The organism is Citrobacter sp. wls718 (assembly GCF_005280945.1).
Classification (GTDB): Bacteria; Pseudomonadota; Gammaproteobacteria; order Enterobacterales; family Enterobacteriaceae; genus Citrobacter; species Citrobacter gillenii.
Genome location: NZ_SZWV01000117.1, coordinates 1 through 19347, shown reverse-complemented (window position 1 = coordinate 19347; position 19347 = coordinate 1). Strand labels below are relative to the sequence as shown.

Sequence of the window (19347 nt, the reverse complement as noted above, 5' to 3'; positions counted from 1 at the left end):
CCTTAAAGAGTGATCCGACCAAATGCGTTGTTCCAGTCCTGCTCAAACTTCTCTATTGCAGACTCTACCGCAGGGGTATTGAGCATTTGTTGCGCTACATCTAATGGCAGGGTGATTGCTTCACATCCTGCCAGTAAGCAATCCAGCGCCTGGCGTGGCGTTTTAAAGCTGGCTGCCAGCACAATGCTGCTTGGCGCATGCAGCTCCAGCAATGTTTGCAGTTCCTGTACCGTGCGGATACCGTCTCCGCCCTGGGCGTCAACACGGTTCACATAAGGGGCGACATATTTTGCTCCCGCCAGCGCGGCCAGCAGTCCTTGCGCTGCGCTGTACACGGCGGTGCCTAAGGTGGTAATACCTTCTTTTTTCAGTTGCTTGATGGCCGCCAGACCTTCGGCGGTGACCGGGATTTTAACGACGATACCTGGTACGGCGAGGCTCAGGCGCTTAGCTTCTTCCACCATCCCCTGCGCATCACGGCTCATGGTCTGCGCGAACAGAATGCCGTCTTTGCCCATTGCCTTTTGCAGACGCGGCAGTACCTCCCAGATGGACTCTTTACTTGCCGCCACGATGCTTGGGTTGGTAGTGACGCCAGCAATCGGGAAGATGCGTGCCAGACGTTCAACTTCCGCCACGTTGGCGGTATCCAGGTACAGTTCCATACAAAACACCCTCTTAATATTCGGTTAGCCGCCCGTTGCCGGAATGCTGTTCTGCGTACAGGATAAGAGCGTTTTACAGTCGTGCGCTATCTGACAAATCTGCCAAAAACTGGATAAATGTAATGTATCTGTCAAAGTGAGAGATACATCACATGTTAATTATCTATGGGTTTATTCTGGGGTATAGAGAGTTTTGAGGGTTCTTGCATATTACAAAAATCCAGTAAATGATGGATTTGTGCTCAGTCTGTGTCGCTACGCAACGGCTTCACTGCCGATGTGCCTCTTTTTCCGTTAACTGGCTGTGATATTGCCGACGATACTCTGACGGAGAACGCTCTGTATTCTTACGAAACAGGCGACAGAAGTAGTTACTGTCGACAAATCCACAGGAGTGTGCCACTTCTTTCACCTTCAGGTCGTAACCCTTCAGCAGCGCCTTAGCGTGTTCCAGTCGCGTATGGTTCAGATACTCGTTAAAACCAATCGCCCCGGTTTTCTGAAACAGGTGTGAGAGGTAATTCGGTGAAATGTAGAATGCCTGGGCGACGGATTCGCGGGTCAGCGGCGAGGCGTAGCGTTCGTCGATATAGTCGCGAATAGCGTCGAAAAGCGCCTGACTACGCGACGCGGTCTGGATCTGGCTGCCCAGCAGATCGCGACAGTGGCTTAACAGACTGGCGACGATCAGCCTGGCCGTTTGTTGCTCCTGTGGCTGCATCTGCATCTCATGTAGCGTTTGCAGCAGGAAGGAGCCAATACGCGGTCCGCGCCGCGCAACGTGTTGTTTGGCGAGGTTTTGACATTGTTTTCCATCCCACTGAACGATGCTGAAACCTAACTGCTGTTTGCCGAACAAGATGCTGAGCGTGGTGACCGGCGTGTGCCACTGCGGGAGATTCCAGCCACCTGCCGGGACGTACAGCACATCACCAGAGGTAAGTTTGTTTCCGATGCTGACATCAGCAAACTCGCCTTCCAGTACAATTTCCAGACGGGGAAAATCAACCTGATAGGCTAATTCCGGCATTGAACTGTTGGTGCTGGCGAAACACACCTGCCGCAGCGGGAGGGGACCGTTAATCAGGCGGGAGAGAAGGTGGCTGACGTCGTGATACATGTGAATCCCTTGCTGGCAACAGACAGGGCCACAGTAACGTTGATGGTAAAAAAAGGCCACCCTAAAAGAGTGGCCTGGGGCGGTAAACGATCACTGATTACCGATTTGATCGCCGTAAGGCAGAGTATCGTAATCAATCAGGGCGTTTTTCTTGTACGGATTACCAATCCAGCGGGTTGTCTCTTTGAACTGCGGGTTGGTAATGGCACGTGTCGGGTCGAATCCATCGTAGGTAAAGCCCGCTAAATCAGACCAGGTATGAATAAGTTCAGAGCTGCTGTACTTACGATCGACATCTTGTGAGAAGTCACGCGGGTGTGCAGCCTGCCATTTTTCAGACGTCCATAGCAGGAACGGCACCGTGTACATATGACGCGTTGGGTTGTCTTCATTACGCCCCTGCGTTTTATGCGGCGGCGTGTCATACACCTCTTCGCCATGGTCGGAGAAGTAGAGCAGGAAGCCGTTCGGATCGGTGGCTTTGTAGTCGTTAATCAGGCTGGCAATGATGTGGTCGTTATACATATTAGCGCTGTCGTAATCGTTATAGGCTTCCAGCTCATCGTTGCTCAGGCCTGCAGGAACGTGGTCGATATTGTTGTCGAATTTCCCCTGACCATCCGGATAGCGGAATTTGTACTTAATATGTGTTCCCAGCAGATGAACGATGATGAATTTTTTCGGCGCCGGATCGGCCAGCACTTCTTTAAACGGTGCCAGCACGTTGCTGTCATATTCGCGCGCACTTTGCGTTCGCTGCTGGTTCATATAGAACTGCTTATCCGTTTGCTTGGAAAATACGGTCAGCATGGTGTTACGGGCGGTCATGGTTTGCTGGTTAGTGATCCAGAAGGTCTTATACCCCGCCTGCTTCATCATGTTCATCAGCGACGGCTGTGTCAGATATAAATCCGGGTTCTTCTCGTTAGCAAAGGTCAGCGCTTGCTGCAGGATTTCAATAGTGTAAGGACGAGAGGTCACAACATTATTGAATACGGTCAGGTTAGGATCGGATTTGTGCAGCGCGTCCAGTTCCGGCGTGGTTTTACGCGGATAGCCGTACAGGCTCATGCGCCCACGCTGAGTTGACTCACCAATCACCAGCACCAGCGTGCGCGGAGCATCGCCAGAGTTGTCTTTAAAGTGCGCCAGTGGCGGTAGCGCATTGTTCTCATTCAGCAGACTGTTCAATGAGGTTAGTTGTTGACGATACTGATAATAGCCAGAAATAAACTGCCACGGTGCGGCGGGCTCCATACGAGCAGCAAGACCGTTCAGCGTTTGCTCGACAGGTTTATGCTTAATAAACGTATTGACGGTCATCGGGTGCAGAATCAAACCGTATAACAGCGCAAACGACACCAGATAACGCCAGGGGGAGGGAATATGAACCGGGCGCAGGCGCGTCCACAGCAGAATCGCCACGGCGGTATAGGCCAGCGCGATGAAGACAATTTTAAGGCTGAAATACTGACTTAAGTATTCGCTGGCTTCGTTGGCATTAGTCTCAAACATCACGTACAGCACGCTCTGTGAGAACTCCTGCCCGTAAATGACGTAATAACTCAGTGCGGCGAGCGACGCGGCCCACAGCACGACGCCAATGACGGCGGCAATAATACGGATACGATTAGGGAATAAGAATACCGGGATCAACCATAGCGAACTAAATAATAATGAGTCACGTAATCCGGTCGATCCGCTATAACCGCTAAAATAGATAATGGCCTGCAGTAATGAAGAAAAAAACCAAAAATAGAGAAGTGCCCAACCTAGGGCTTTCCAGCTAAACGGGGGTTTAGTCTGGAGTTGTAAGGATTGCATAGTGTAAGCCTGTCATTAATCGTGTCGCCAAGAGTAGCGGCTAAATCTTAAGGAGATCTGAAGCGTCGCGACGTTAAGATCGCTTTTCGTTGATGATTCATTCATAAAATAAATGAATCAAGGCAAGAATATATTTGAAATGAAACGGTTATGACAAGCGTTTTTGAGGTCACCCCCGCGCAATTGCACGAGGGTGACAGGGGGGGCTTACTTAACCGGTATTACGCATACCCGCTGCGACACCGGCGATGGTGACCATCAGCGCTTGTTCAACGCGCGGATCGGGGGCTTCACCTTGTTCTTCTGCCAGACGCGAACGGTGTAACAGTTCAGCCTGTAGCACGTTCAACGGATCGGTATAAATATTTCTTAACTGAATTGACTCGGCAATCCACGGCAGGTCGGCCATCAAATGTGAGTCGTTGGCGATTGCCAGTACCACGTTGATGTCGGCTTCCAGACGGTGGCGCAGTTCTTCACCTAACGGCCACAGCTCTTTTTTGACCAGACGCTGATCGTAGTATTCTGCCAGCCACAGGTCCGCTTTCGAGAACACCATTTCCAGCATGCCAAGGCGCGTGGAGAAGAATGGCCAGTCGCGGCACATCGCTTCAAGTTCGCTCTGTTTACCGTCTTCAACCACTTTTTGCAGTGCGGTACCTGCGCCCAGCCAGGCCGGGAGCATCAGGCGGTTTTGTGTCCAGGCGAAGATCCATGGAATGGCACGCAAAGACTCTACCCCACCGGTCGGACGGCGCTTAGCTGGACGTGAGCCGAGCGGTAATTTACCCAGTTCCTGCTCGGGAGTTGCTGAGCGGAAGTAAGGTACAAAGTCTTTGTTCTCACGCACGTAGCCACGGTACAGCTTGCAGGAGATATCTGACAGCTCATCCATAATATGGCACCAGCTGTCTTTCGGTTCCGGCGGTGGTAGCAGGTTGGCTTCCAGGATCGCGGCGGTGTACAGAGACAGGCTGCTGATGGTCACTTCCGGCAGACCGTATTTGAAGCGGATCATCTCACCCTGCTCAGTGACGCGCAGTCCGCCTTTCAGGCTGCCAGGTGGTTGTGAGAGCAGTGCCGCATGGGCCGGAGCGCCGCCGCGGCCGATTGAACCCCCCCGGCCGTGGAACAACGTCAGTTCAATGCCGGCTTTTTCGCAGGTTTTGATCAACGCATCCTGCGCCTGATATTGCGCCCAGGACGCCGCCATCACGCCTGCGTCTTTGGCGGAATCAGAGTAGCCAATCATGACCATCTGCTTGCCCTGAATCAGACCGCGGTACCAGTCGATATTCAACAACTGAGTCATTACATCGTCAGCATTGTTGAGGTCGTCCAGCGTTTCAAACAGCGGCGCTACCGGCATGGTAAAACCAATGCCAGCTTCTTTCAGCAGCAGGTGAACGGCCAGCACATCCGACGGTGTTTTTGCCATCGAGATCACGTAGGCAGCAATAGAACCATGAGGTGCTTCGGCAATCACCCGACAGGTATCGAGGACTTCGCGGGTATCGTTACTCGGTTCCCAGCTGCGCGGCAGCAGTGGACGTTTGGAGTTCAGTTCTCGGATCAGGAAGGCCTGTTTGTCTGCTTCTGACCAGCTTTCGTAGTCGCCAATGCCCAGGTAACGGGTCAGTTCGCCCAGCGCTTCGGTATGACGGGTGCTTTCCTGACGAATATCGATACGCACCAGCGGGACGCCAAAACATTTCACTCGGCGCAAGGTATCGAGCAGTTCGCCATTGGCGATGATGCCCATACCGCAGGCTTGCAGTGATTGATAACACGCGTACAGCGGTTCCCATAGCTGCTCGTTTTGTGTCAGCAGACCTGCAGGTTTCGGCAATTTTTCGCCTTTCAGTCGCGCTTCCAGCCAGGCCTGGGTCGTCATCAGACGCGAACGGAGCATTTTCATCAGATGGCGATAAGGTTCTGCCGCGCCTTCTTCACCCACCAGCGCTAATAGCTCAGGCGTGGCTTCGACCATCGACAGTTCAGAAACCAGAAACTGGATGTCTTTCAGGAACAGATCGGTCGCTTTCCAGCGGCTGAGCAGCAGCACGTGGCGGGTGATATCTGCCGTTACGTTCGGGTTACCGTCACGGTCACCGCCCATCCACGAGGTGAATCGGACTGGGACAAAATCGACGGGCAGCTTGTAGTTCAGATGCGCTTCCAGCTGTTCATTCAGTTCACGCAGATAGTTCGGTACACCTTCCCACAAGCTATTTTCAACCACGGCGAAGCCCCATTTGGCTTCATCAACCGGGCTGGGACGCAGTTTACGGATTTCATCCGTGTGCCATGATTGGGCGATTAGCTGGCGCAGGCGACGCATCAACTGGTGGCGTTCGTAATCGACGATGTCTTTGTTATCAAGCTGCTTGAGGCATGCGTTAACCTCACCCATTTTATGAATCAACGTACGGCGGGTGATTTCGGTTGGGTGTGCGGTCAGGACCAGCTCCAGAGACAGCGATTCCACGGCTTTTTTGATTGTCGCTTCATCGAGGTTAGGCTGGTCTTTCAGTTTACGCAGGGTTCGGGCAATCACTTCCGGGTTGCTGGCAGCTTCGCCTTTTGGCGAAATGCTGTGGTACTGTTCGGCGGTATTGGCCAGGTTCAGGAACTGACTAAACGCACGGGCAACTGGCAGCAGCTCGTCGTTAGACAGATTCTGCAGCGTAGTGAGCAGTTCCTGACGGTTCGCTTCATTGCCAGCGCGGGATGATTTAGACAGCTTACGGATTGTTTCTACGCGATCGAGAATGTTCTCTCCCAGCGCATCCTTGATGGTTTCTCCCAGCACTTTGCCGAGCATACTGACATTACTACGCAACGCGGAATATTGTTCGTTCATATGATCCCAGACACCCCATCTGTTTTGAATATGTCCTGTATCTTTCGCGTCCCAGCGGCATTGGCTGCAACGCGAAATCTTTCGGACTTAACTTTTTAGTCGTCTTTTATAAAGCCACGTAAAACACCTGACGTCAATTGCTGCGAAATCGGTTCAGCAAACGAAAAAATGGCGGGAATTTACGTTATTTAATTCACATCGCGTCAAATAAGCGTTGCTTATGCAAATGTTAAAAGAATCGCCTTGCTTACCACTAAAGGATTAGCAAGGCGACGTTCGGTAAATGCCAGCAAAAATGATGCACAACCTGGGTAATTAATTCGCGGGTTGGCTTAATGAAGCGTGTTTCCAGATATTCATCTGGTTGATGTGCCTGATTAATGGAACCTGGTCCCAGTACTAGCGTCGGGCACAGCGTCTGAATAAACGGCGCTTCTGTGCAGTAGTTCACCACGTCGGTTTTCTCGCCGAGCAGTTTTTCCACCACCTCGACCAGTTGGTGATCCGGCGGGCATTCGTAACCCGGGATCGGCGGGTGCAGCTCGGAAACCGTCAGTCGGCCAGGCCAGCGTTCGCTCACCGGGGCCAGCGCGTCCGTCAGTAAGCCATTCAGGTCGCTTAACGTCATTCCCGGCAACGGGCGGATATCCATGTGCAGTTCGCAGCAGGCGCAAATACGGTTGGAGGCATCGCCACCATGCAGGCTGCCGAGGTTCAGCGTCGGGTAAGGCACGGTGAATGAATCGTGCTGATAGCGTGCTTTCAGCGAGTCGTGCAACTGCATAATGTGGCCGATGGCATCGTGCATCAGTTCAATGGCGTTCACGCCGCGCGCTGGATCGCTGGAATGGCCAGACTGGCCGAGCACGCGCACCGCCGTGGAGATATGGCCTTTGTGTGCGCGAATTGGCTGCAGGGATGTTGGCTCACCGATGATCGCGCAATCCGGGCGAATCGCCGTATTTTCAGAGAAGTAGCGTGCGCCCGCCATACTGGTCTCTTCATCGGCGGTGGCCAGGATGTAGAGCGGCTTTTTCAGCTGTTTCACATCGACATCACGCAGTGCATCGAGAATAAACGCGAAGAAACCTTTCATATCCGCCGTACCCAGTCCGTAGAGCTTGTTGTCATGTTCGGTCAGGGTGAACGGATCGCGCGTCCAGCGTCCGTCGTCAAACGGTACGGTGTCGGTATGACCGGCGAGCAGCAGGCCGCCTGCACCGGTGCCTGTACTTGCCAGCATATTGAATTTATTACGGGTGCCGGGAACCGGTTGTACCTCAACGCTGAAGCCTAAATCTTTGAACCAATCCGCCAGCAGAGTGATTAAACCTGCATTACTTTGATCGAGCGCTTCTTCGGTGGCGCTGATCGATGGTGTGGCAATCAGAGCGCGGTAAATCTCGATAAATGGCGGTAAATTGTTTTTCATTGTTGACACACCTCGGGTCATGATAGTATCAATATTCATGCAGTATTTGTGAATAAAAATACAATAATGTTGAGCGAAATAAAACCCACCAAGTGTAAGGTGAGGTGATAAAGGCTTATACCTGGCAACCGAATATAAGAAGGTGAACAGCCCCGATGTTGAATACGCTGATTGTGGGTGCCAGTGGCTATGCTGGTGCAGAGCTTGTGACCTATGTAAATCGCCATCCTGATATGAACATAACCGCTTTGACTGTCTCAGCGCAAAGCAATGATGCAGGAAAATTAATCTCTGATTTACATCCGCAGTTAAAGGGCATTGTTGATTTGCCGTTGCAACCCATGTCGGATATCCGCGAGTTTAGCGCAGGGGTAGACGTTGTGTTTCTGGCGACGGCCCATGAGGTTAGTCATGACCTGGCGCCACAGTTTCTGGAAGCGGGCTGCGTGGTGTTTGACCTCTCTGGTGCATTCCGTGTTAACGACGGCGCCTTCTATGAAAAGTATTATGGCTTTACTCATCAGCATCCTGAGCTGCTGGAGCAAGCGGTCTACGGGCTGGCGGAGTGGAGTGCAAGCAAACTAAAAGACGCGAATCTAATTGCCGTACCGGGTTGCTATCCTACGGCGGCGCAGTTGTCGCTTAAGCCTCTGATTGATGCCAATCTGCTTGATCTCAGCCAGTGGCCGGTAATTAACGCCACCAGTGGTGTGAGCGGAGCAGGACGTAAAGCTGCCATCTCGAACAGCTTCTGTGAAGTGAGCCTGCAACCGTATGGTGTATTTACCCACCGCCATCAGCCGGAAATCGCCACACATTTGGGGGCGGACGTGATTTTCACTCCGCATCTGGGAAACTTCCCGCGCGGAATTTTGGAAACCATCACCTGTCGTTTGAAGCCGGGCGTGACCCATGCGCAGGTGGCGCAAGCACTGCAGCAGGCCTATGGTGATAAACCGCTGGTTCGTCTGTATGACAACGGTGTCCCGGCCCTGAAAAATGTGGTGGGTTTACCGTTCTGCGATATCGGTTTTGCCGTTCAGGGCGAGCACCTGATTGTGGTGGCAACCGAAGACAATTTATTGAAAGGCGCTGCCGCACAGGCGATGCAGTGCGCAAATATCCGTTTCGGCTTTGCTGAAACGCAGTCTCTTCTTTAAGGGTGCAATGATGAATCCATTAATTATCAAGCTGGGCGGCGTTTTACTGGATAGCGAAGAGGCGCTGGAGCGTTTGTTTACCGCTCTGGTCAATTATCGCGAGTCGCACCAGCGTCCGCTGGTCATTGTGCACGGTGGCGGCTGCGTGGTTGACGAGCTGATGAAAGGGCTCAACTTGCCGGTGACAAAGAAAAATGGTCTGCGCGTGACGCCAGCCGACCAGATCGACATCATTACCGGTGCCCTGGCCGGAACGGCGAATAAAACGCTGCTGGCGTGGGCGAAGAAACACCATATTGACGCTGTTGGTCTGTACCTTGGCGATGGTGACAGCGTAAAAGTGACCCAGCTCGATGTAGCGTTAGGTCATGTTGGACTGGCACAGCCTGGTTCTCCTAAGCTGATTAACACGCTACTGGAAAACGGTTTTCTACCGGTCGTCAGCTCGATAGGCGTCACGGAAGAAGGGCAACTGATGAACGTCAATGCCGATCAGGCTGCGACGGCGCTGGCGGCAACGCTGGGTGCGGATCTGATCCTGTTGTCTGGCGTCAGCGGTATTCTGGATGGTAAAGGCCAGCGGATTGCCGAAATGACCGCAGCCAAAGCAGAACAGCTGATTGAGCAGGGTATTATCACCGATGGCATGATTGTGAAGGTGAACGCGGCGCTGGACGCGGCACGTACGCTGGGACGTCCAGTGGATATCGCTTCCTGGCGTCATGCCGAACAACTCCCGGCGCTGTTTAACGGCACGCCGATCGGTACGCGTATTCTGGCTTAACTATTACTGTGCCGGATGGCAGCGTCGCCTTATCCGGCCTGCATGGGTTTTGTAGGCCCGGTAAGCGTAGCGCCACCGGGCAAAATATCATATTAAGGAAATTCGTTATGGCACTTTGGGGTGGGCGTTTTACACAGGCAGCAGATCAGCGGTTCAAACAGTTCAACGACTCTTTGCGCTTCGACTACCGCTTGGCCGAGCAGGATATCGTCGGCTCTGTGGCCTGGTCCAAAGCGCTGGTCACGGTCGGTGTGTTGACTGCTGATGAACAATGTCAATTGGAAGAGGCGTTGAATACTCTGCTGGAAGAAGTACGCCTCGACCCGCAACAGATCCTGCAAAGCGATGCGGAAGATATTCACAGTTGGGTAGAAGGCAAGCTCATCGATAAAGTCGGGCCGTTGGGTAAAAAACTGCATACCGGGCGTAGCCGTAATGACCAGGTAGCAACCGATCTTAAACTGTGGTGCAAAGACACGGTGCTTGAATTGTTGTCTGCTAACCGTCAGTTGCAAAGCGCGCTGGTGGTGACAGCAGAGAATAATCAGGATGCCGTCATGCCGGGTTATACCCACCTGCAGCGTGCCCAGCCGGTGACGTTTGCTCATTGGTGTCTGGCCTATGTTGAAATGCTGGCGCGTGATGAGAGCCGTCTGCAGGATACACTCAAGCGTCTGGATGTCAGCCCGTTAGGCTGCGGTGCACTGGCGGGTACCGCCTATGAAATCGATCGCGAACAATTGGCTGGCTGGCTGGGTTTCGCCTCGGCGACCCGCAATAGTCTGGACAGCGTATCCGATCGTGACCATGTGCTGGAGCTCCTCTCTGATGCCTCTATCGGTATGGTTCACCTGTCACGCTTTGCTGAAGATCTGATTTTCTTTAATACCGGGGAAGCCGGTTTTGTGGAACTGTCCGATCGCGTAACCTCCGGTTCATCATTAATGCCGCAGAAGAAAAATCCGGACGCATTAGAGCTGATTCGTGGCAAATGTGGCCGCGTGCAAGGTGCGTTGACTGGCATGATGATGACGCTGAAAGGACTGCCGCTGGCGTATAACAAGGATATGCAGGAAGACAAAGAAGGGCTGTTCGATGCACTCGATACCTGGCTGGACTGCCTGCATATGGCGGCGCTGGTGCTGGACGGTATTCAGGTAAAACGCCCACGTTGCCAGGAAGCCGCGCAGCAGGGCTATGCCAACGCTACGGAGCTGGCCGATTATCTGGTGGCGAAAGGCGTCCCGTTCCGTGAAGCACACCATATCGTGGGTGAAACGGTAGTTGAGGCGATTCGTCAGGGCAAACCGCTGGAAGCACTGTCACTGGCTGATTTGCAAAAATTCAGCGCCGTGATTGGCGATGACGTGTACCCGATCCTCTCGCTACAGTCGTGCCTCGATAAGCGTGTGGCGAAAGGGGGCGTTTCACCGCAGCAGGTAGCGCAGGCGATCGACTACGCGAAGGCGCGCCTGGCGTAACGTGTGTTTTGCCCGATGGCGGTAAACGCCCTCGCGTCACCATCCGGCAAATGGTTATCTGAGCCTGGCATCAAGCCGGGCTTTTTTATGCAAAAAAAAGCGGACCAGAGGTCCGCAAACGTTCACGTTGGCTTTAGTTATTTCGAGTATGAGAACGGACAGTAGCTTCAAGGGTTAAAGGGGTACCGTTCCGTTTCTGTGGTGCATTATTAAACAGAATGCTTGATAGGGATAATCGTTCGTTGCTATGCTACCTATCGCTACGAACTATCGTGGCAATGGAGGATGAATAATGAATATTCGTGATCTTGAATACCTGGTAGCACTTGCCGAACACCGTCACTTCCGACGAGCGGCAGACTCCTGTCACGTCAGCCAGCCAACGCTGAGTGGGCAAATCCGCAAACTCGAAGATGAGCTTGGCGTTATGCTGCTGGAGCGGACGAGTCGTAAAGTGCTGTTCACTCAAGCGGGTTTACTGCTGGTGGATCAGGCGCGCACCGTGTTGCGCGAGGTCAAAGTGCTCAAGGAGATGGCAAGCCAACAGGGTGAGACAATGTCTGGCCCGCTACATATTGGTTTGATCCCAACGGTAGGACCTTACCTGCTGCCGCATATTATTCCTATGTTGCACCAGACCTTCCCGAAACTGGAAATGTACCTGCATGAGGCGCAAACGCATCAGCTGCTGGCGCAACTGGACAGCGGTAAACTCGACTGTGTGATTTTGGCGCTGGTGAAAGAGAGTGAAGCGTTTATCGAGGTACCGCTGTTTGATGAGCCGATGATGCTGGCGATCTATGAAGATCACCCATGGGCAAATCGCGACCGCGTACCGATGTCCGATCTGGCAGGTGAAAAACTGTTGATGCTCGAAGATGGTCACTGTTTGCGTGACCAGGCGATGGGCTTTTGTTTTGAAGCCGGTGCTGATGAAGACACCCATTTCCGGGCAACCAGTCTGGAAACGTTGCGTAACATGGTGGCAGCAGGCAGCGGGATTACTTTACTGCCCGCGCTGGCTGTCCCACCGGAGCGTAAGCGTGATGGTGTGGTCTATGTGCCGTGCATTAAACCAGAACCGCGTCGTACCATTGGTCTGGTGTACCGTCCGGGTTCGCCGCTGCGCAGCCGTTATGAACAGCTGGCAGAGGCCATCCGTGGTGCAATGGATGGCCATTTCGACAACACGTTAAAACAGGCGGTTTAAGCCGTTCAGTGCAGCTACCCGATAGGCTTCCGCCATGGTTGGGTAGTTAAAGGTGGTGTTAACGAAGTACTCGATGGTGTTACCACCACCTTTTTGCTCCATTATTGCCTGACCGATATGAATAATTTCGGCAGCGCGTTCGCCAAAGCAGTGGATCCCTAAAATCTCTTTGGTCTCCCGATGGAAAAGAATCTTCAATGTTCCGACACTCATCCCGACGATTTGTGCGCGTGCCAGATGTTTAAACTGGGCGCGGCCAACCTCGTAAGGGACTTTCATTGACGTCAGTTGCTGTTCAGTTTTACCGACGGAGCTGATTTCGGGAATGGTGTAAATGCCTGTCGGAATATCTTCGATCAAGTGCGCGGTGGCCTCACCCTTGACCAGCGCCTGGGCGGCGATACGGCCTTGATCGTAGGCTGCGGAAGCAAGGCTCGGATAACCGATCACATCCCCTACGGCATACACATGCGGCAGCGCCGTCTGGTACATGCTGTTCACTTTTAGCTGGCCGCGGCTGTCCGTCTTCAGGCCAATATTCTCCAGCGCTAATGAATCGGTGTTACCGGTACGACCGTTGGCGTACAGCAGGCAGTCGGCTTTTAGTTTCTTTCCGGATTTCAGGTGCATGATGACGCCATCATCGCAGCCTTCAATTTTCTCGTATTCTTCGTTATGGCGAATCACCACGCCGCTGTTCCAGAAGTGATAAGACAGCGAGTCGGACATCTCCTGATCAAGAAACGCCAGCAGACGGTCACGGGTATTGATCAAATCAACTTTGACGTCCATTCCCCGGAAGATCGACGCATATTCACAGCCAATGACGCCCGCGCCATAGATCAGAACGTGGCGAGGTTCATGGTGCAGGCTGAGTATAGAATCACTGTCGTAAACGCGCGGATGAGAAAAATCGACATCATTTGGGTGGTAGGGACGCGAACCGCAGGCAATAACAAATTTATCTGCCGTGAGCGTTTCCACCGTACCGTCATGGCACTCCAGAGCGAGGGTGTGTTCGTCAACAAAACGGGCATTCCCCTGCAAAATTTCACAGTGGTTTCGCTCGTAAAATCCTTGCCGCATACGCGTTTGCTGATTAATGACGTTATCGGCATGGTTAAGAATATCGGCAAAAGAAGAGCGAAGAAGCCGGGAATGGTCGCTGTAGAGTGGGTTCTGATTGAATTCAATGATACGGCTGACGGCGTGGCGGAGTGCTTTAGATGGGATGGTGCCCCAGTGGGTACAACCACCGCCGACGTTATGATAGCGCTCAATAACGGCGACGCGCGCGCCTTGCTTAACCAGACCCATTGCAGCGCCTTCGCCGCCGGGGCCGGAACCTATTACTATTGCATCGTAATCGTAGGAATGTGACATGGTCAGGCTTACCTGTTCTTATACATAAAAGCAACAGAATAGTAACATCGTTGTCGGGATAACCCAATTATCGTTGTGCTTTTTTGCGAAGTCGAAGCACAAACTGCGCGTAAACAATCATTCACAAAGCCATGCCAACCGCCTAATCTCTGGTATAGTGCCAGCAAGGTATAAGGAAGGATTCAGACATCGTGATGGGCGTTAGAGCGCAACAAAAAGAAAAAACCCGGCGTTCGCTGGTTGAGGCCGCATTTAGTCAATTGAGTGCAGAGCGCAGTTTTGCCAGCCTCAGTTTACGTGAAGTTGCTCGTGAAGCGGGCATTGCGCCAACCTCATTTTATCGCCATTTTCGCGATGTGGATGAGCTCGGCCTGACGATGGTGGATGAGAGCGGCCTGATGCTACGCCAGTTGATGCGCCAGGCGCGTCAGCGTATCGCCAAGGGCGGCAGTGTGATCCGCACCTCGGTCTCAACATTTATGGAGTTCATCGGCAACAATCCCAACGCCTTCCGTTTATTATTGCGCGAGCGGTCTGGTACTTCCGCGGCGTTTCGTGCCGCCGTGGCTCGCGAAATTCAGCATTTCATTGCGGAACTTGCGGACTATCTGGAACTCGAAAACCATATGCCTCGTGCGTTTACTGAAGCACAAGCCGAAGCCATGGTGACGATTGTTTTCAGTGCGGGGGCAGAAGCGCTGGATGTTGGCGCCGAACAGCGTCGACAACTGGAAGAGCGGCTGGTATTGCAACTGCGCATGATTGCCAAAGGCGCATTTTACTGGTATCGCCGTGAACAAGAGAAGATGACGCATCACTCCGAGTAACGAGAAGGACGAGCAATGAAACAGTCAGGTCAAGATAAAGGTACGCTGCTGCTGGCGCTGGTTGCTGGCTTATCGATCAATGGTACATTTGCGGCGCTGTTTAGCTCCATTGTGCCATTCTCTGTATTCCCGATTATTTCGCTGGTGCTGACGGTTTACTGCCTGCATCAACGTTACCAGAATCGCACAATGCCTGTGGGGCTGCCGGGTCTGGCTGCGGCCTGTTTTATTCTTGGCGTTCTGTTGTACAGCACCGTGGTGCGCGCGGAATACCCGGATATCGGCTCGAACTTCTTCCCAGCGGTCCTGTCAGTGATTCTGGTGTTCTGGATCGGCTTTAAGGTGCGTAACCGTAAGCAAGAAATTGCGGAATAGTATTTGTAGGCCGGGGGTATCTTTGCTTTCCCGGCCTACAAAAAAATCACTTCGCGGTCAGTAATACTCCGCACTCCATGTGGTGCGTATACGGGAACTGATCGAACAGCGCCAGACGTGACACATTGTGCGTCTGGCTCAACGTTTCCAGGTTCTTACACAGTGTCTCCGGGTTGCAGGAGATGTACAGAATACGCGGATACGCCTGCACCATCTTCTCTGTTTCGCTGTCCAGGCCGCTGCGCGGTGGATCAACAAAAATGGTTTCACACTGGTAACTCTTCAGGTCGACGCCCTGTAAACGGTTGAACTCGCGCACCCCGTTCATCGCCTGAGTAAACTCTTCTGCAGCCATACGAATAATTTGCACGTTATCAATATGGTTAGCCGCAATATTGTACTGCGCGGCAGCCACGGACGGTTTAGCGATTTCAGTGGCCAGTACGCGGTTGAAGTTCTGCGCCAGCGCTAACGAGAAGTTGCCATTGCCACAGTACAATTCAAGCAGGTCGCCCTGCGAATCTTTGGTGACATCAATCGCCCATTCCAGCATCTGAATGTTCATGGCGGCATTCGGCTGCGTGAAGCTGTTCTCAACCTGGCGGTAGATAATCTCTTTACCCGCAACCGGCAAACGTTCATCGATGTAATCTTGATCCAACGCGATTTTGGTTTTGGTCGCCCGGCCAATCAGATGCACATTCAGGTTTTGCGCGCGTAGCGCATCCCGCAGTGCTTCGGCTTCCTGACGCCATTCGTCATCTAACTTTTTATGGTACAGCATGGATACCACCGCCTGATTGCTTATGGTGGTGAGGTAATCAATCTGGAACAATTTATGACGCAGGACGTGATTGTGACGAACGCCGTCAATCATGGCTGTCATCAGCGTGTTGATGAGTTCGCTGGCTGCCGGAAAGCTGTCGACGCGAATACGGCTTTTGGTCTGGCTTTCAAACATGATGTGATACAGGTCGTCACCGTCATGCCACAGGCGGAATTCAGCGCGCATGCGGTAATGACTGACCGGCGAGCGAAACACTTCCGGAGCCTGATCAGTAAATGGCGTCATTAAGCTCTGTAAACGAGCCACTTTATCGGCTAGCTGCGCGTCATACTGTTCTGTCGGGAGGTGTTCGGGGGTCATGATGCGTCCTGAAAAATAAAAGTACGCGGGGATTGTAGGGATTGCTCAGTAGATGTCCAGTTATTGATGATTTCTAATATTGTGATACGCAGTCTGGACAGTCGGTAATAACAAACTGTAGCATCCGCGTTCCGGTCCTGTGAGTTAAAAGGGAATCCAGTGTAAATCTGGAGCTGACGCGCAGCGGTAAGGAAAGGTGAAATGAGAGCGTAAGCAGACACTGCCTTTGGGTGGGAAGTCTTCATTTCTTTTTATTCGCTATATTGAATAACCTTCCAAGCCCGAAGACCTGCCGGCTAACGTCGCATCTGGTTTTCATCATCGCGTACTATCGGTGGGACCTGCGGCATCCTTCTTATATTGTGGATGCTTTACAATGATCAAAAAATCATTGCTGCTGACGGCACTTTCCGTCGCGGCATTTTCTGGTTGGGCGCAGGATGCTAGCCCGGATACTCTCGTCGTTACGGCTAACCGTTTTCAGCAACCCCTTAGTGCAGTGCTTGCTCCCATCACCGTTGTTACGCGCCAGGAAATCGATCGCTGGCAATCTACCTCTGTGAATGACGTTCTTCGCCGCCTGCCGGGTGTCGATATCGCGCAATACGGTGGTATGGGACAAAATTCGTCTATTTCTATTCGTGGGACCAACGCCAGCCATGTACTGGTGCTGATTGACGGCGTGCGCCTGAATTTAGCTGGGGTGAGTGGTGCCGCCGATCTCAGCCAGTTCCCGGTATCACTGGTGCAACGTATTGAATACATTCGTGGGCCGCGTTCCGCTGTTTATGGTTCTGATGCGATCGGCGGTGTGGTGAATATCATTACCACGCGAGAAAAACCGGGGACGGAATTGACCGCCGGTGTGGGCAGTAATGGTTATCAGAATTACGACATCTCGACGCAGCAACAGCTCGGTGAGAATACGCGCGTGACGCTGATGGGGGATTATGCCTATACCAAAGGTTTTGACGTTGTCGCCTACGGTAGCACTGGTGAGCAAGCGCAGCCCGATAAAGATGGTTTTTTAAGTAAGACGCTGTACGGCGCACTGGAACATAACTTCTCCGACACCTGGAGCGGGTTTGTGCGCGGCTATGGCTATGATAACCGCACCAATTATGATTCTTACTACTATCCAGGCACGCCGTTAGTCGATACCCGTAAGCTCTATAGCCAAAGCTGGGATGCCGGACTGCGCTTTAATGGCGAGCAAATCCAATCACAACTGGTTTCCAGCTACAGCCATAGCAAAGACTACAACTATGACCCGGACTATGGTCGCTACGACTCCTCGGCAACCCTGGATGAGATGAAGCAATATAACGTGCAGTGGTCAAACAGTATGGTGGTTGGCCACGGCAATGTGGGCGCTGGCGTCGACTGGCAAAAGCAAACCACAGAGCCAGGCACCGGGTATGTTACGGACGGTTACGATCAGCGTAATACCGGTATTTATCTGACCGGGTTGCAACAGCTTGGCGACTTCACCTTCGAAGGCGCGGCGCGCAGTGACGACAACTCCCAGTTTGGTCGGCATGGCACATGGCAAACCAGCGCCGGATGGGCGTTCATTGACGGCTATCGTTTCATTGCTTCTTATGGCACCTCTTATAAAGCACCTAATCTGGGGCAGCTGTACGGTATGTATGGCAATGCAAACCTTGATCCTGAAGAGAGCAAGCAGTGGGAAGGGGCGTTTGAAGGGTTAACGGCGGATATAAACTGGCGTTTGTCAGGATATCGCAACGATATCGATAACATGATCGATTATGACCCCCACACTCTGAAATACTATAACGAAGGGAAAGTGCGGATTAAAGGCGTTGAAGCGACGGCGAGTTTCGATACGGGTCCGCTGGCGCATACGCTGAGCTATGACTATGTCGATGCGCGTAATGCGATTACGGACAAGCCGCTGGCCCGCCGTTCAAAACAGCAGGTGAAGTATCAGCTCGATTGGCAGGTCTATGATTTTGACTGGGGCCTGACGTATCAATATCTGGGAACACGATATGACAAGGACTATGTCACTAACCAGCCGGTAAAATTGGGTGGAGTGAGTTTGTGGGATCTGGCGGTGTCATATCCGATCACCTCACAGCTGACAGTTCGTGGTAAAATCGCCAACCTGTTCGATAAAGATTACGAGACAGTTTATGGCTACCCAACTGCAGGACGGGAATACACCTTGTCTGGCAGCTACACTTTCTGATCCACGTCCCACCGTGCTGGTGTTTGATTCCGGCGTCGGTGGGTTGTCGGTCTACAATGAGATCCGCAACCTCTTGCCGGATCTCCACTATATATACGCTTTCGATAACGTTGCCTTTCCTTATGGAGAGAAGAGCGAGGAATTTATTGTCGAGCGTGTTGTTGAGATTGTGACTGCCGTTCAGCAGCGCTACCCCCTTTCACTGGCTGTTATCGCCTGCAATACCGCCAGCACGGTGTCACTCCCTGCGTTACGCGAAAAGTTCGCTTTCCCGGTCGTCGGCGTGGTACCTGCAATTAAACCGGCGGCGCGCCTTACGGCTAACGGTGTAGTGGGGCTGCTGGCGACGCGAGCGACGGTGAAGCGTTCATATACGCATGAGTTGATTGCGCGCTTTGCGAACGAGTGTCAGATCGCGATGTTGGGTTCCGCTGAGTTGGTGGAACTGGCGGAAGCGAAGCTGCACGGAGAAGCAGTTCCTCTGGATGAGTTGCGCCGCATTCTGCGACCATGGTTGCGGATGTCGGAACCGCCGGATACGGTTGTTCTCGGATGTACGCATTTCCCTCTATTACAGGAAGAACTTTTACAGGTTCTACCTGAAGGGACGCGACTGGTGGATTCCGGTGCCGCGATTGCGCGTCGCACGGCTTGGTTGTTAGAACATGAAGCACCTGACGCAAAATCAGCTGACGAGAATATTGCCTTTTGTATGGCAATGACGCCTGAAGCTGAACAATTACTGCCAGTCCTCCAGCGTTATGGCTTCAAAACGCTCGAAAAACTGGCAGTTTAATCAGTTTTGGTGAAATAATGCGCACTCGGAAAATTATTTTAAATTTCCCCTTGTCAGCCTGAAAT

General features: G+C 52.6%; 15 protein-coding genes and 1 riboswitch. Of the genes, 8 read left to right on the top strand and 7 right to left on the bottom strand.

The genetic code is table 11. The features are described 5' to 3' along the window. Window positions 1–2: 2 nt before the first annotated feature. From fsa to argE, 5 genes are all read right to left on the bottom strand, one after another. The gene (fsa, locus tag FDW95_RS22420) at window positions 3–665 is read right to left on the bottom strand and encodes a fructose-6-phosphate aldolase (protein WP_115259750.1); all 663 of its coding nucleotides are present in this window, start codon (window positions 663–665) and stop codon (window positions 3–5) included. Window positions 666–933: 268 nt separating this feature from the next. Beyond that, window positions 934–1785: an AraC family transcriptional regulator gene (locus FDW95_RS22415; protein WP_115259749.1), complete on the bottom strand. Its 852-nt coding sequence runs from the start codon at window positions 1783–1785 to the stop codon at window positions 934–936. A 90-nt stretch (window positions 1786–1875) separates the two neighbouring features. Next, window positions 1876–3609: a phosphoethanolamine transferase CptA gene (locus FDW95_RS22410; RefSeq protein WP_115259748.1), complete on the bottom strand. Its 1734-nt coding sequence runs from the start codon at window positions 3607–3609 to the stop codon at window positions 1876–1878. A 211-nt stretch (window positions 3610–3820) separates the two neighbouring features. Continuing rightward, complete coding sequence (gene ppc / locus FDW95_RS22405; protein ID WP_115259747.1) at window positions 3821–6472, bottom strand: phosphoenolpyruvate carboxylase; 2652 nt, start codon at window positions 6470–6472, stop codon at window positions 3821–3823. Between the two features lie 253 nt (window positions 6473–6725). Further along, window positions 6726–7904 (bottom strand): acetylornithine deacetylase, encoded by a 1179-nt coding sequence (argE, locus tag FDW95_RS22400; protein WP_115259746.1) that lies wholly within the window; start codon window positions 7902–7904, stop codon window positions 6726–6728. A 155-nt stretch (window positions 7905–8059) separates the two neighbouring features. On the opposite strand from argE, the gene argC reads away from it, so the two are divergent. The 4 genes from argC (at window position 8060) to oxyR (ending at window position 12539) form a co-directional block, all read left to right on the top strand. Further along, window positions 8060–9064: an N-acetyl-gamma-glutamyl-phosphate reductase gene (gene argC, locus FDW95_RS22395; protein ID WP_115259745.1), complete on the top strand. Its 1005-nt coding sequence runs from the start codon at window positions 8060–8062 to the stop codon at window positions 9062–9064. Window positions 9065–9071: 7 nt separating this feature from the next. Further along, window positions 9072–9848 (top strand): acetylglutamate kinase, encoded by a 777-nt coding sequence (argB, locus tag FDW95_RS22390; RefSeq protein WP_115259744.1) that lies wholly within the window; start codon window positions 9072–9074, stop codon window positions 9846–9848. A 107-nt stretch (window positions 9849–9955) separates the two neighbouring features. Then, window positions 9956–11329 (top strand): argininosuccinate lyase, encoded by a 1374-nt coding sequence (gene argH, locus FDW95_RS22385; RefSeq protein WP_096758792.1) that lies wholly within the window; start codon window positions 9956–9958, stop codon window positions 11327–11329. Between the two features lie 292 nt (window positions 11330–11621). Beyond that, the gene (gene oxyR, locus FDW95_RS22380) at window positions 11622–12539 is read left to right on the top strand and encodes a DNA-binding transcriptional regulator OxyR (RefSeq protein ID WP_115259743.1); all 918 of its coding nucleotides are present in this window, start codon (window positions 11622–11624) and stop codon (window positions 12537–12539) included. Here the strand turns inward: oxyR and sthA are convergent. Continuing rightward, window positions 12522–13922: a Si-specific NAD(P)(+) transhydrogenase gene (sthA, locus tag FDW95_RS22375; protein ID WP_096758790.1), complete on the bottom strand. Its 1401-nt coding sequence runs from the start codon at window positions 13920–13922 to the stop codon at window positions 12522–12524. The two genes, oxyR and sthA, sit on opposite strands and share 18 nt — an antisense overlap. A 191-nt stretch (window positions 13923–14113) precedes the next feature. On the opposite strand from sthA, the gene fabR reads away from it, so the two are divergent. After that, on the top strand, window positions 14114–14749 hold the full coding sequence (fabR, locus tag FDW95_RS22370; RefSeq protein WP_003028862.1) for an HTH-type transcriptional repressor FabR: 636 nt from the start codon (window positions 14114–14116) through the stop codon (window positions 14747–14749). A gap of 15 nt (window positions 14750–14764) precedes the next feature. Then, window positions 14765–15124 carry a YijD family membrane protein gene (locus FDW95_RS22365; protein ID WP_003825114.1) on the top strand — a complete coding sequence of 120 codons (360 nt, stop codon included), beginning with the start codon at window positions 14765–14767 and terminating at the stop codon, window positions 15122–15124. Between the two features lie 46 nt (window positions 15125–15170). Here the strand turns inward: FDW95_RS22365 and trmA are convergent, their stop codons facing one another. Then, window positions 15171–16271 (bottom strand): tRNA (uridine(54)-C5)-methyltransferase TrmA, encoded by a 1101-nt coding sequence (trmA, locus tag FDW95_RS22360; protein ID WP_115259742.1) that lies wholly within the window; start codon window positions 16269–16271, stop codon window positions 15171–15173. A 115-nt stretch (window positions 16272–16386) separates the two neighbouring features. Then, window positions 16387–16583: riboswitch (cobalamin riboswitch) on the top strand. A 64-nt stretch (window positions 16584–16647) separates the two neighbouring features. On the opposite strand from trmA, the gene btuB reads away from it, so the two are divergent. Both btuB and murI read left to right on the top strand, forming a co-directional pair. Then, a complete protein-coding gene (btuB, locus tag FDW95_RS22355) occupies window positions 16648–18486 on the top strand; it encodes a TonB-dependent vitamin B12 receptor BtuB (protein WP_115259741.1) in 1839 nt (612 codons plus the stop codon). Then, the gene (gene murI, locus FDW95_RS22350) at window positions 18431–19282 is read left to right on the top strand and encodes a glutamate racemase (protein WP_115259740.1); all 852 of its coding nucleotides are present in this window, start codon (window positions 18431–18433) and stop codon (window positions 19280–19282) included. The genes btuB and murI overlap by 56 nt, the downstream gene beginning before the upstream one ends. Window positions 19283–19347 lie beyond the last annotated feature (65 nt).